Genomic DNA, 13481 nt, shown 5'->3' on the forward strand with positions numbered 1-13481 from the left:
CTTGTCTTATTTCTTGAATGCTTCGTACACTTTCAATTGTTTCCCTTTGACCTTCGTCGTCTTCATCGCCCGGAGGACAAGCGGACCTTTCCCGTTGAGGATATCGACATACGTCAACGTATCCTGAATCGAGATGATCCCGATGTCGTCTGCTGTGACGCCTTCAATCTTCGCAATCGTTCCAACAAAGTCGACGGCACGGAGTTTCTTCTTCTTCCCACCGTTGAAGAACAATTTCATGATGTCCGCATCAAGCTGTTCCGTTTTCGAAGAACGTGTATCTTCCGTCGCCATTTTCTCTTCAAACGCATCCGCTGTCCGCATCAAGTCCTTTTCCGTCGGTGTTTGGCGACGTGTCAGCTTCCCGTGATACTGCTCGATTTCCTTGAGGCGACGTTCGTCTGCCGGTGTGACGAGACTGATTGCTTGTCCGGCTGCTCCTGCACGCCCCGTCCGACCGGTCCGGTGAACGTAGCTTTCTCGTTCGACAGGAAGATCATATTGGATGACGTGCGTGATGTTCTCGATATCGATCCCACGTGCCGCGACGTCTGTTGCGACGAGAATTCGGAACTTCCCGGCACGGAAGGCTTTCATCGCATCGAGTCGATCGTCTTGTTCCATTCCACCGTGAATTGCTTCAACCGGATAGTCGTGTGCGCGGAGACCATTCGCGACGAAATCAACGTGTTCTTTCGTCCGACAGAAGACCATGCAACGATCCGGGTTTTCAGCGACGAGGACATCTTTTAAAATGGCGAACTTCGTCTTATCCGTCACCGGAATATAACTATGCGTAATCGTTGAGACGACGGTTTCACCCGCTTCGATCCGTTTTGGTGCCTCCATGTAACGGTCACTCAACTGTTCGATGTCTTCTGGGAAGGTCGCCGAGAACAATAGTGTCATCCGCTCCTTCGGTAACTCAGACAAGATGGCATCGACTTGATCGAGGAAGCCCATGTTCAGCATTTCATCCGCTTCATCCAAGACGACGTAACGGACTTTCTCAAGCGATAACGTGCCCCGCTCGATATGATCGCGTACGCGTCCTGGTGTGCCGACGACGACGTGTGTCTTTTGTTTGAGCTCCGTGACTTGCCCGCGGAACGGTTGCTTACCGAAGACGGCCGTCGCTTTGATCCGCTTGTAGCGTCCGATGTTCATGATATCTTCTTTGACCTGCAAGGCAAGCTCACGTGTTGGCGTCAAGACTAAGACTTGTGGTTTATTTTCTTCCCACTCGACGAGTTCACACAGTGGAATCGCAAACGATGCCGTCTTTCCACTCCCTGTCCGTGATTTGACGATGACGTCTTTTCCAGATAATACGACCGGAATGACGGATTGTTGGACTTCGGTCGGTGTCGTGTATCCGAGTTGCTCGATTGAATCGAGAATCGGTGTGCTCAAGTTAAAATCATTGAATCGTGTACGTGTCATACAATGTCCTCATTTCTTATCGTAAAAAAAGCTTCCCACCGAAACGATGAGAAGCCCAACGAATTATTTGGATGCTACTTTATCTTTTTTGATTTGCTTACTACGTAATTGACCACACGCTGCATCGATGTCTGTTCCGTGCTCAAGACGAACACCACAGTTCAAGCCGTTCTTTTTCAACGTATCGTAGAACGTCGTGATATCTTCAGACGTACTGCGCTGATATTGACCGTGCTCATCGACTGGGTTGTACGGAATCAAGTTGACATACGTCAGGTGACGTTTGTCTTCGAACAGTTTTGCGAGTTCGACTGCGTGTTCTTTTTGGTCGTTGACGCCACGAAGCAAGATGTACTCGATCGTGATTTTACGGTTCGTCGTTTGGACGTAATAATCGATTGCTGGCATCAATTTCTCAAGCGGGATCGCCCGGTTGATTTTCATGATTTGCGTACGCAATTCATTGTTTGGTGCGTGAAGCGAGATCGCCAAGTTGACTTGGAGTTTCAAGTCAGCAAACTTGTAGATCTTATCTGCCAAACCACTTGTTGAAACCGTGATGTGACGCGCGCCGATTGCAAGACCATTGTGGTCCTTGATGACGTTCAAGAAGTCGACCATGTTGTCGAAGTTATCGAACGGTTCACCGATACCCATGACGACGACGTGGCTGACACGTTCTTCGTTACCGACTGCATCGAGGTGATGTTGGACGTTCATGATTTGCTCAACGATTTCGCCTGCTGACAAGTCGCGGCTCTTCTTGATCAGACCACTTGCACAGAAGCTACAGCCGATGTTACAGCCGACCTGTGTCGTAACACAGACAGAAAGACCGTACTTATGACGCATCAGAACCGTTTCAATCAAGTTACCATCATATAATTTGAAAAGGAACTTGATTGTTCCGTCTGCTGATTCTTGCTTGACCGCTTCTGTCATCGAGTCAATCGTAAAACTCTGATCTAACAACTCAAGGCAATCCTTGTTGACATTCGTCATTTCCGCGAAAGTCGTGACACGTTTACGGTAGAGCCAATCCCATACTTGTTTGGCACGGAATGGTTTGTGCCCTTGATTCGATAACCATTCTGTCATCTGCTCAAGCGTTAATCCATAAATGGATGGTTTATTCATTTCGAAAGACCTCATTTCTTTTTCCAGAACTACAACATTCCTTTATCTTAGTAAAAATCAGCGCGTGACGCAACGTTCAAATCCTAAATGTTCACTTTCTGTAAAGTTTTTGCGCCACTTTCGATCAAATCGACAGACTCCGACGTCCGAATTGAACGACTGCTCCGGTCAAGAACACGAGACAGAGGACGAGTAAAAGAATGGAATGAAGAAGAAAATGATCTGTTCCTTTTAGTAATTGCGTCGTATTGAATAAGGAGAAGACGGATAGATAACGGAGCCACTCCGTCTTGTCACTTAGTTCCGACAGAATCGTCAAGACGATCGATAGAACCAGTACACTACCAGCAAGCGAAAAAGCACGACGTTCTTCGTCAAATAACGTCGCAACGAATAACGTAAAGGCACCGATCGCCAAGAGTAACAATAGCGCATTGAACTGAATCCGCCATAAGATGACGTCATTGATCGAAATATCTGTCATCCACCAGTCGGATACCATCAAGACGAGTCCATTCAGTCCTACGAGAATCATACTCGCGATACCCATGACGATTGCGACAGCAAACGTATACGCATTCCGGGTGATCGGGGCTGCGAGATAGACAATCAGCTCTCCGTTGTCAATCGGTCGCGCAACGAGGCGCGCTGCTAATGAGAGCAAGAATAGACTCGCAATGACTTGAAAGATCAGTCCATAATAGTTCCCTCCGAGCAGATCCAGTACATTATCGAACCCCGTCACCTTGTCATATTGAAATGCTTTTAAGACTTCTGGAGGTAACGCTTCTAGTTTTGCTTCTAGTAAACCGGTCTTCATCATCGATGGATAAAGCAACGCAAGCATCAATAAGTAGAGACTCGTTCCAATCGCATAAGCAAGCACGGGCTTTCTGACCTGCTTAAATAAAGAGCGGATCAGCAATATCACGACGATTCCTCCTCTCCATAATAATGCAAGAAGACCTGTTCTAAATCATCTGCTGACGGACGAATCAGCCGCACATCATACTGGGTTAAATAAGCGATTGCCTGATTCAAGCTCAGTTTCTCGTCCGTTTGAAAACTGACTTCCAGCCGCTTCGGTTCAACACCGACTTGCATCGCGAACTGTGCCGCCTCCACCTCTGTTCGGAAGACGATCGTGTACGTCTTTCGACTCGATCGAACCAACTCATGAATATCCGATTCGACGATGATGTGCCCTGCTTTGATTAAAGCCGCTCGATCGCACGATTTTTCCATTTCCGGAAAGTGGTGTGAACTCATTAGAATCGCTTTTCCAGCATGCTTCTCCTGTTCGATCCACTCTAAAAAACGCTCTTGCATCAAAGGATCAAGTCCACTGGTTGGCTCATCGAGTAGATAGACCGGTGTATCCTTCATGAAGCAACCGACAAGTGCTAGTTTTTGTTTCATCCCTTTTGACATCTTGCGGATTTTCGTCTTCGTCTCAAACGGAAATCGTTTCAATAACAATTGCCGCCGTGTCGAATCGCTACCATGTAGTCGTTGCATCAAATCGAGCATCTCTGCTCCTGTCATGTCTCCAGGTAAACTAATCTCCCCCGGCAAATAACCGACCAACTGCTTCACTTCTTTACTTTGCTTCCAGCAATCAAAGCCGCCGATCGTCGCCCTTCCTTCGTCCGCAGCCATTAGTCCCATCAAATGTCGGAGCGTCGTTGATTTTCCGGATCCGTTTGGTCCGATGAAACCGAATATCGTACCCGGCTCAACCGTAAAACTGACATCGAATATCCCACGTCCCGGCGCAAATTCCTTCGTCACATGCTCCAAGCGAATCATCATACGACCTCCTTATTATTTTTTATTTCTCTCATCACTGTATTGATACCCGTTTTGAAGCAGTTTGTTCGGATCAAAACGATAGATGACGAACCGTTCGTCATGATTTTTTTCATAGAGGTCTCGTAATCGAATCTCATCGACTTGCTCGAATACGGTATGTCGCTCTAAATATTCCCGGTATTCATCGGTCGGGTAATACAAGATAAGATCCACTGAACGCGAGGAACGTTCGACCGAACTTAAAATGTGGTCGATCACTTTCATGAAAATTTGTGAAGAGAATGGATTGAAGAAATAAAACTTATTCGCCTCATCTGGAATGGTATACTGCTCGGCATACGTCTGTTCAAATCGCAAACTTCCGGAACGCCGCTTCCGTCGACTTTGGTAGTTTGCCATATTCCGAAGTGCGTCCTCGTAAAATTGTCCATTCATCTCGATTCCGATGACGGAACAGTCGAATCGGTCGTGTAAGTAAAAATTCAAACGCCCTTTCCCACACCCGAAATCGATGACAGTGTCCTCTTTTTGAAACAAATACGTTTCGCATAATTCGTCGAGTGCCGCATAAGGCGTTGGTTCATAGCGATTGTAGTGACTAAACACACCATAGAGGTGTTGCATCTCAATAGTCTCAATTCGTAATCGTTGATCATATTCCTGTTCATTCATCGTCTTTTGTTCCTTCTTTCCGGCATTCTTTCCCTCATCGTACTATACTGAAGAAGTACGTTACTCGTTTTTTGAAAGGGGATTTTATGATGATCGTCGTTACGAACCGGATTAAAGTCAAAAAAGGGATGGCTGCAGCTCTCGCTCCTCGTTTTACGCGTCCAAGTGGACTCGATACGATGGACGGATTCATCCGCGTCGAGGTCTTATTGACGCAAAATATCGAAGAACACGATGAAATGAACGTCAACATGTACTGGGAAGATATGAAGAGTTTTCAAGCATGGCGGGAGAGTGACGATTTTAAAGCGTCACATAGTCGACCTGCGAGTAGTGAAGCTGGAGAATCGCCAATGCTCGGCAGCGAGATTCTGACATATGAAGTCGCTTCGGTCAAAGAACGCGCATGATGCACGAAAAGGACTCGTCTCGAGTCCTTTTTTTATATACCTTTACAAAAATAGTGAAAGGGTCGAATTGTCTCAAATGGTATTATTTGTTATCATAGTGCCATTACTGAGAGAGAGGGTCCTTCATGAATTCATTAACTATATTTGAACAAGCCATTCGTAGCTTACCTGACGATCGTACGTTACGACGCGATGAATTATGGACGGACGATTTTTTATTGCAACAGGAGAACGAACTGACCGTCTATTACTCTCCGATTGGCGAATACGTCAATACTGAAGCAAAAGTCGTTATTATCGGGATCACACCAGGTTTTGAACAGATGCGAATCGCTTTCGAAGAAGCGACGGATGCCCTCCATCATGGTGTTACATTAGAAGAGACGGCACGCCTCGTCAAATATACAGCAAGCTTTGCCGGAACGATGCGACGTAACCTCGTCCAGATGCTCGATACACTTGAACTTCCAGCATTGCTCGGAATCGAGACGACGGCTAGCTTATTTCATCAACATCAGAAATTATTGCATCCAACGTCACTGTTAAAGCAACCCGTCTTTTATCGCGAAAAGAATTACTCGGGTCATCAACCGAAGATCAATCGTAGCCCTTTATTAAGGCACTACGCGGAAGAACACTTCGTCGCTGAAATCAATCAGTTACAAAAACCAGCATTATTGATTCCACTCGGTCGGGTCGTCGAGACGCAAGTCCGTGGATTGATTCATGATGGACGAATCGAACAGCATCAGCTTCTTTCCGGCTTCCCCCACCCATCTGGCGCAAACGGTCATCGAAAAAAACAATTCGAGGAAAACCAAGCCTATTTGATGAAACAGCTCATTCAACATTTTGCTGAATAAACAACTTTGTCTTAAATTATCAGAATATATGGTTGAATCGCTTCTAAAATACATGATAAAGTGTCCATAAGAACAGAATATGACTATTCTATCGATGAGGTAGAGGCGCGATTTCAATCAGTACTTGGTCCGAGGATGACAACGAAGACGACTACAGGAAAGGTGACATCGCCGAAATGACAGTATGTGTCGAGCATATCGTCGTTGGTCGATTCGGGAAACACCCGATCGATTGCCATACATAACAATTGTATGGAGCACTCCAATTCGGCTAAGAAAGACGCATCCAGCGAGGGTGTCGGCTTTGTTGCCGGTGCCCTTGCTTTTTTTGTGTCGCGGGGTCTCATCTTTAAGCTATTTATTAAAGAGGAGGATATTTTTCATGGTCAACTATTCAGATTCCATCATTGCCCTTGTACCTGCTTTACTAGCTATCTTATTAGCCATCTTTACCCGAAAGGTCGTTCTTTCGTTAGGTGTCGGCATTCTCGTCGGTGCCCTGTTACTTCACCGTTTTAACCCGATCGATACGGTAACCTATCTCGGCAAGAATATCTTTAGCCTCTTTTGGGCGGACGGTGCCTTGAACGAGTGGAACGTCTTATTACTTGTTTTCTTGTTATTGCTCGGCGTCCTTTCCACATTGATTCAGACATCAGGTGGCGCTCGCGCTTTCGGTGAATGGGCTTCTACGCACGTCAAGACAGCGCGTGGTGCACGCTTAGTTGCCTTCGGACTCGGTATCCTAATTTTCATCGATGATTATTTCAATAGTCTCGCTGTCGGCAACGTCAGTCGTCCGTTAACGGATCGCCGTGGTGTCTCACGTGCGAAGCTTGCCTATTTGATCGACTCAACAGCTGCACCTGTTTGTGTCATCAGTCCGCTTTCGAGTTGGGGTGCCTTCATCATCTCCATCATCGCTGGTATCCTAACGACGCACTCGATTACGGATTACTCAGCGTTTAGTGCCTTCATGATGATCGTTCCGATGAACTTCTATGCGATTTTCGCGTTACTTTTAACACTTTACATCGCTTACTCTGGCGTCTCTGTTGGACCGATGAAACAACATGAACGCCGTGCCGCGAATGGTGAACTTTTTGATGCGTCAAAAGGAACACCGATGGGGATGGCAAAAGAGGTCAACGAACATACGAACGGAAAAGTCCGAGATCTCGTCGTTCCGATTGTCGTGCTCGTCATTGCTACGATCAGTGCGTTACTCGGAACAGGTGCTCAGGCACTTGCTGCCGACAATCGCCCGTTTACTTTAATTGGAGCATTTGAGGCAACAGACGTCACACGCTCACTCGTCGCAGGTGTCGTCATTAGTTTAATCGTTGCTTTCCTGATGCTGATCGGACGGAAAATTCCGGGCCGCGATTACCGGGCAAGCATCGTTGCTGGTATGCGTTCGATGTGGCCAGCAGTCTTGATTCTGTTATTCGCTTGGACGATCATTGCTGTCATCGGTGATATGAAAACCGGTGACTATCTCGCGAGCTTCGTTAGCAACTCGATTTCTGCGTCGTACTTGCCGTTCTTATTATTCTTGATTGCCGGCTTGATGGCATTCTCGACAGGAACAAGTTGGGGCACATTCGGGATCATGTTGCCAATCGGTGCGGATCTCGTCATGGCTGTCGATGCCTCACTCTTGTTACCGACGCTTGCTGCTGTTCTTGCTGGATCTGTCTTCGGTGACCATTGTTCACCGATTTCCGATACGACGATCCTCAGTTCGACAGGGGCTGGATCCCATCATATCGATCACGTTACGACACAATTACCGTATGCGCTAGTCGGTGCCGTCACTGCGGCAGTCGGTTATTTAGTCATCGGTTTCACGGAGTCTTCGGTCTTCGGTTTCATCGGAGCTCTTGTCACATTCGTACTCTTCGTCGTCGTCTTGAACGTTCTCTCGAAAAAAGGCGAAACCGCTTCGGATTTACAAACGGATTGATGAAACACTTTACGAAAAAGGCATTGGATGCACGCATCCAATGCCTTTTTTATATCTATTCGTTTCACACCATCAATAAACACACATCATTCGCGAACGCTACTGGATCCTCGAGTGGGAGTCCTTCGACAAGCAATGCTTGTTGATACATCAGTTTTGTATAGCGCTCAAATTTTGAACGATCGTTTTGATACGCTGTTTCAAGAGACTCGAACACTGCGTGTGACGGATTCAATTCAAGAATCTTGACCGCTTCTACCCCTTCATTATTCGGCATCGCCTTCAGAATTTTCTCCATCTCAATCGAGATGGCGCCGTCCGTCGCAAAGCAGACAGGATGCGATTTTAGACGTGTTGAGGCTTTGACTTCCTTGACTTGCCCACTAAGCACTTCCTGCATGGCTTGGAACATCTCTGCTTGTGCGTCCGTCGTCTCCGCTTCTTCTGCTTCAATCCCTAAATCGCTGCTCGTGACCGACTTGAACGTCTTCTCGTTGTACATCACAAGCATCTGGATCGCGAACTCATCGATCTCTTCCGTGAAGTACAAGATATCATACCCTGTATCACGAACGAGCTCGGATTGTGGTAATTTATCCAGACGATTCGTACTCTCACCAGCAGCGTAATAGATATGTGCCTGATCTTCCGGCATCGCTGCGACGTATTCGGCGAGTGTGATCAACTTCTTCTCCTTCGCTGAGTAGAAGAGGACCAGGTCCTGCACCTGTTCTTTATGCATGCCATAATCATTATACATACCGAACTTCAGCTGGCGTCCGAACGCTTGATAGAACGTTTCGTACTTCGTGCGATCCTCGCGCAGGAGGGCTTCGAGTTGTGTCTTGATCTTACTTTGGATATTTTTCGCGATCAGCTTCAATTGACGATCGTGCTGCAGTAACTCACGCGAGATGTTGAGCGATAAGTCTTCCGAGTCAACCATTCCTTTGACGAAACTGAAATGATCCGGCAACAAGTCGCTGCATTTTTCCATGATCAAGACACCGTTGGCATAGAGTTCAAGACCCTTTTCAAATTCCTTCGAATAATAATCGTACGGTGCCTGCTCTGGAATGAATAAGATCGATTGATAACGAACAGCGCCGTCGACACTGATATGAATGTGTTTCGCTGGTGTGTCGAAACCATACCGCTTCTCTTGGTAGAAGTTCGTATAGTCCTCGTCTGTCAATTCCCGTTTGTTCTTCCGCCAGATCGGCACCATGCTGTTGATCGTCTTGACGACTTCGACCTCTTCCGCCTCGTCACTGCCTTCGATCGGCTGACGTTCGAGTTCCTTCATCTCGATCGGATAACGAATGAAATCCGAATATTTTTTGATGATGCTGCGCAAGCGATACGTCTCGAGGTATTCGTCATACGATTCTTCTTCCTCGTTCGCCTTGATGTGGAGTGTAATCTCCGTTCCGACGGTTTCCTTGTCGACTTCCTCGATCGTATAACCTTCGACACCACGCGATTCCCATTTATAAGCGACTGCACTGCCGAACGGTTTCGTAACGACAGTGACGACGTCTGCGACCATGAAGGCGGAATAGAATCCGACACCGAATTGACCAATGATATCATGACCATCTTGTGCTTCATTTTCTGCCTTGAAGGCAAGCGATCCACTCTTCGCGATCGTACCGAGATTCTCTTCTAGTTCTTCCTTCGTCATTCCGATTCCCGTATCACGAATGATCAGTTGACGCGCTTCTTTATTTGGTTCGATCGTAATTTTGTAGTGTTCCTTTTCGAACGAAATCGTCTCGTCCGTCAATGCTTTGTAGTACATTTTATCCATGGCGTCACTTGCATTCGAGATCAATTCGCGCAGGAAAATCTCCTTATGCGTATAGATGGAATGAATCATCATCTCCAGCAATCGTTTTGATTCCGCCTTAAATTGTTTCGTTTCCATGCTCATTCTGCCTCCCCTTTTTTAGCACTCAATCATATAGAGTGCTAATTCATCTCCTATTATTAGGGAGTTCGAAATATCTGTCAATCTCCTTTTTTACTGTATGTCGTGACTTTTTCAAGGACAATTATTCCGATTTGACGTAAGTGTTCTGCTGACCCGTAGGTGCCATGGCTGACGCCGTTTTCATCCTTTCGATTACCGAGACCGATGAACTGCTCACTCGGTTTGAAGTGGAGTCCGACGACGGGTACCTGAAATCGTGACGAGAAGCCGACTTGAAAAATCGCGTCCGGATAATCCGTTGGTCGATAGGTCGTCCAATCGTTGTCTGGTTCGAGCTTCGCAAATCGTTCCGTGTGTTCCTTACCGAGCAGGATGATTCCTTTTATCGAAAACAGTTCAAGCAGGCGTAACAAAAATGTCTGACCGAACGGACTATCTTCCAACACGCTGCGTTCTTTGATTGCTCCCATGTAGTGGTGTGTCGGAAACGGGAAAAAATCCAAATGAATGACTGGATCAAACGTCTTTTCGTAAAACGACGCACCGAGTCCGTTCAAGAATCCTTCGAGCTTCCCCCCACCTGGTCGACCGAACCAAGTCCGGTAAACGTTCGGTTGTTTGAAATAATCGTTAAATCGCTGAATCGAATCCGTCAGCGTTTTCTCCTGCAGATAATCCTCCCATGCCATCGACTTCGGACGTATGAAAAGCGGACCATGCTCGTCAAATCGTAATGCACCTGTTCGGTCTAAAAACTGCGATCGGGATGGGTTCGTCGCGATCGTCACCCAACTGCTACGTGTCGCATCACCAAACCAGAGGACCGGTGTCGTTTGGTCGATCAATTCACTTGCGAATGCACTCTTCTCGAGTGTCATTTGGTACTGGACGGCTTCGTGTAATAAGTTTTTAGCAAGTTGCCATTGATCGGATGTCAGCGTTCTCATCTCCCTCTATATAGCGATTGTGCTGTTGTAGATGTACCCCCTATCTTCGATCACTAGACGCATCAATGGGTTTAATCTCCATTTCTCCGGGAATGTTTCATAAGGTGAACGATACGACTTAGGAGGGATTTAACAATGGGTAGACTCGATCAAAAAGTAGCTGTCATTACCGGCTCAGCAACAGGAATTGGACAAGCGACCGCGCTTGTCTTCGCAGAACAGGGAGCAACGGTTGTCTGTGCCGATGTCTCACTTGAAAAAGCACAACAAACAGTAGAACAGATTACACAACAAGGCGGGAAAGCGGAAGCTGTCCATGTCGACGTCTCAGACGTCGAGAGTGTCGAGCAACTTGCGAAGCACGTCAAAGAGACATACGGTACGGTCGACGTCCTCTTCAACAATGCCGGAATCGATGAACAAGGCGGAAAAGTCCACGAGTATCCAATCGATCTCTTCGACCGGATTATCGCTGTCGACTTGCGCGGTACATTCCTCGTCAGTAAATTCTTGATTCCACTCATGCTTGATAACGGTGGTTCAATCATCAATACGTCATCGATGTCTGGTCGCGCAGCTGACTTGAACCGGTCCGGTTATAACGCAGCAAAAGGCGGGATTGCGAACTTCACGCGCGCGATGGCAATCGATTATGCGCGTCATGGTATTCGTGTCAATTCGTTATCACCAGGAACAATCGAAACACCACTCATCGATACACTTGTCGGTGAAAAAGAAAAAGAGCAAGGTAAACAGTTCCGCGATGCGAACGCTTGGATCACACCACTCGGACGACTCGGTAAACCACGCGAGATGGCAACGGTCGCCCTCTTCCTTGCTTCTGACGACAGTTCATATGTTACAGGTGAGGATATCACAGCAGACGGCGGCATCATGGCTTATACATGGCCGGGGGAGATGTTGATCGATTCGAAGTGGAAAGACGAAGCAGAAAAAAGTGAATGAGTAAGGTACGGTGTAACCTTCTGGTTACACCGTTTTCTTTTATCTCAAGACGTTCAGCCCCGTAAATTATTTTCCGAATTCGTTTACCTCCCTGAAGTATTTTTATCAGGGTACAGGATAAGTAAAGGGGGAAATACTTATGCAAACAGCAATTACTTACTTACAACGGTGTCTTCAAATTCCAAGCGTCAACCCGACGGACGGAGAGGAAGCCGTCGCACGTTATGTGTACAATGTACTGGTCGATCATCACATCTCGACAGAATGGATTGAAGTTTCACCAAAACGAATCTGTCTCGTCGCGACCGTTCCTGCGAGCGAGGAGTTTTCACGTCCTGCTGTACTCGGATTATCTGGTCATCTCGATACGGTTCCGGTCCAAGGAGACGGCTGGACGAAAGATCCATACGGTGGTGAAATCGAAGACGGACGCATTTATGGTCGTGGGGCTTCAGATATGAAATCAGGTGTCATGGCGATAGTGCAAGCGCTCATTCAATACAAGGAACGTCAAAACCGTCCGAATACCGTCAAACTTCTGATTACATCCGATGAAGAGAATGGCATGACAGGAGCTCGTCATTTGACCGAACAAGGGCATGCGGATGATTTAGATGCTCTACTGATCACAGAACCGACGAGTGGGATGATCGGTTATGCACAAAAAGGGGTTGTCGGGATAGAAGTAACATGCCGTGGGAAAAGTGCACACAGCTCTGCCCCGCAACTTGGACGTAATGCAATTGATGACGTATATCGCGTCATCCAGGAAGTGAAGTCGGAGCGTTTTTCGATCACGGCGAATCATCACTCGGCACTCGGCCCGGTCGTTGCGTCGATTACCTCGATTTCAGGAGGTGAAGGACCAAACGTCGTTCCGAGTCAGGCTTCGTTTTATATGGACATCCGGACGATTCCTGGATTCGGTCGAGCGGACGTTCTTGCTGCCTTTACGGATATCGAGCGTCGACTTGTTGCAGAAGATCCTGACTTTGATATGAGCGTAACCGTCATCAAGGATATTCCTTCCTGTGAAACCGATGAACAAGCGCCTTTCTTGCAACAGGTCGCAGATACGATGGAGCAGGTCAGTGGCGTGACACCACGAAAAATCGCCATCCCAGGCGGAACAGATGGTGCAATGTTCAGCCAAGCAAAAAAAGCATTCCCGATCGCGATTGCTTCTTTCCATGATTTCCGTCTCGCGCATCAAGTCGATGAGTCGATTCCGTTATCCGAATATGAACAAACGATTGCGTTTTGCTTTAACTTGATCAACACACCATTACATTAATCACTTCCATCGCTTTAAATAAAAAAGGGACGACTTTT

The 13481-nt window shown here is 47.0% G+C and carries 12 protein-coding genes and 1 riboswitch; of the genes, 5 read left to right on the forward strand and 7 right to left on the reverse strand.

The window, feature by feature from the left end; all coding sequences use genetic code 11:
• Positions 1-6: 6 nt before the first annotated feature.
• The 5 genes from K7G97_RS16125 to K7G97_RS16145 form a co-directional block, all read right to left on the reverse strand.
• Positions 7-1443 (reverse strand): DEAD/DEAH box helicase, encoded by a 1437-nt coding sequence (locus K7G97_RS16125; RefSeq protein ID WP_223041048.1) that lies wholly within the window; start codon positions 1441-1443, stop codon positions 7-9.
• 63 nt (positions 1444-1506) lie between these two features.
• The gene (rlmN, locus tag K7G97_RS16130; RefSeq protein WP_023469793.1) at positions 1507-2580 is read right to left on the reverse strand and encodes a dual-specificity RNA methyltransferase RlmN; all 1074 of its coding nucleotides are present in this window, start codon (positions 2578-2580) and stop codon (positions 1507-1509) included.
• A gap of 124 nt (positions 2581-2704) precedes the next feature.
• The gene (locus K7G97_RS16135; protein ID WP_262415776.1) at positions 2705-3511 is read right to left on the reverse strand and encodes an ABC transporter permease subunit; all 807 of its coding nucleotides are present in this window, start codon (positions 3509-3511) and stop codon (positions 2705-2707) included.
• Complete coding sequence (locus K7G97_RS16140; protein WP_223041049.1) at positions 3508-4389, reverse strand: ABC transporter ATP-binding protein; 882 nt, start codon at positions 4387-4389, stop codon at positions 3508-3510. Before K7G97_RS16140 ends, K7G97_RS16135 begins: the two co-directional genes overlap by 4 nt.
• A 15-nt stretch (positions 4390-4404) precedes the next feature.
• Positions 4405-5064 carry a methyltransferase gene (locus K7G97_RS16145; RefSeq protein ID WP_223041050.1) on the reverse strand — a complete coding sequence of 220 codons (660 nt, stop codon included), beginning with the start codon at positions 5062-5064 and terminating at the stop codon, positions 4405-4407.
• Positions 5065-5153: 89 nt separating this feature from the next.
• On the opposite strand from K7G97_RS16145, the gene K7G97_RS16150 reads away from it, so the two are divergent.
• The 3 genes from K7G97_RS16150 to K7G97_RS16160 all read left to right on the forward strand — a co-directional run bounded on the left by K7G97_RS16150 (position 5154) and on the right by K7G97_RS16160 (position 8303).
• Positions 5154-5474 carry a heme oxygenase gene (locus tag K7G97_RS16150; protein WP_023469797.1) on the forward strand — a complete coding sequence of 107 codons (321 nt, stop codon included), beginning with the start codon at positions 5154-5156 and terminating at the stop codon, positions 5472-5474.
• A 125-nt stretch (positions 5475-5599) separates the two neighbouring features.
• On the forward strand, positions 5600-6337 hold the full coding sequence (locus K7G97_RS16155) for a uracil-DNA glycosylase family protein (RefSeq protein ID WP_223041051.1): 738 nt from the start codon (positions 5600-5602) through the stop codon (positions 6335-6337).
• A gap of 92 nt (positions 6338-6429) precedes the next feature.
• Positions 6430-6608: riboswitch (Lysine riboswitch) on the forward strand.
• Positions 6609-6719: 111 nt separating this feature from the next.
• A complete protein-coding gene (locus K7G97_RS16160; protein ID WP_223041052.1) occupies positions 6720-8303 on the forward strand; it encodes a Na+/H+ antiporter NhaC family protein in 1584 nt (527 codons plus the stop codon).
• 64 nt (positions 8304-8367) lie between these two features.
• On the opposite strand, the gene htpG is transcribed toward K7G97_RS16160, so the two are convergent.
• Both htpG and K7G97_RS16170 read right to left on the reverse strand, forming a co-directional pair.
• Positions 8368-10230: a molecular chaperone HtpG gene (htpG, locus tag K7G97_RS16165; RefSeq protein ID WP_223041053.1), complete on the reverse strand. Its 1863-nt coding sequence runs from the start codon at positions 10228-10230 to the stop codon at positions 8368-8370.
• Positions 10231-10313: 83 nt separating this feature from the next.
• Complete coding sequence (locus K7G97_RS16170) at positions 10314-11183, reverse strand: PDZ domain-containing protein (protein WP_223041054.1); 870 nt, start codon at positions 11181-11183, stop codon at positions 10314-10316.
• A gap of 135 nt (positions 11184-11318) precedes the next feature.
• Between K7G97_RS16170 and K7G97_RS16175 the strand changes: the two genes are divergently transcribed.
• Both K7G97_RS16175 and K7G97_RS16180 read left to right on the forward strand, forming a co-directional pair.
• Positions 11319-12149, forward strand: coding sequence for an SDR family oxidoreductase (locus K7G97_RS16175; RefSeq protein WP_050678545.1), 831 nt, complete (start codon positions 11319-11321; stop codon positions 12147-12149).
• Positions 12150-12288: 139 nt separating this feature from the next.
• A complete protein-coding gene (locus tag K7G97_RS16180; RefSeq protein ID WP_223041055.1) occupies positions 12289-13443 on the forward strand; it encodes a M20 family metallopeptidase in 1155 nt (384 codons plus the stop codon).
• The last annotated feature ends 38 nt before the right edge of the window (positions 13444-13481 follow it).

The organism is Exiguobacterium acetylicum (assembly GCF_019890935.1).
In the GTDB taxonomy this organism is placed as follows: Bacteria; Bacillota; Bacilli; order Exiguobacteriales; family Exiguobacteriaceae; genus Exiguobacterium_A; species Exiguobacterium_A abrahamii.